Origin of the sequence: Burkholderia sp. HI2500 (assembly GCF_002223055.1) — a bacterium.
Taxonomy (GTDB): Bacteria; Pseudomonadota; Gammaproteobacteria; order Burkholderiales; family Burkholderiaceae; genus Burkholderia.
The window spans coordinates 1-464 of record NZ_NKFL01000022.1; the positions used below are offsets into that span (position 1 = coordinate 1).

At 68.5% G+C, this 464-nt stretch carries 1 protein-coding gene; it reads right to left on the reverse strand.

The window, feature by feature from the left end:
- A partial coding sequence (locus CFB45_RS38065; RefSeq protein ID WP_144025308.1) for an NAD(P)/FAD-dependent oxidoreductase occupies nt 1-464 on the reverse strand: 464 nt, incomplete at both ends.

Here is a 464-nt window from a genome sequence, read left to right on the forward strand (position 1 = left end):
AGCCACGATTGCTTGAAGGCGTCCGGGTATGCGTTGAGCTCGTCCGACTGGCGGCCGGCCTGCACCGCGTCGAACGCGGCGTCGGCCGCCAGCATGCCGGTCTTGATCGCCGCGTGGCTGCCCTTGATCCGCGACGCGTTCAGGAAGCCCGCGTCGTCGCCGATCAGCGCGCCGCCCGGGAACACCGTCTTCGGCAGCGACAGCAGCCCGCCGGCCGTGATCGCGCGCGCGCCGTACGACACGCGCTTGCCGCCTTCCAGGAACGCGCGGATCGACGGGTGCGTCTTGTAGCGCTGGAATTCCTCGAACGGCGACAGGTACGGGTTCGTGTAGCCGAGGCCCACCACGAAGCCGACCACGACCTGGTTGTTGTCCATGTGATACAGGAACGAGCCGCCGTACGTATCCGACTTCAGCGGCCAGCCGGCCGTGTGGATCACGAGGCCCGGCTTGTGCTTGGCCGG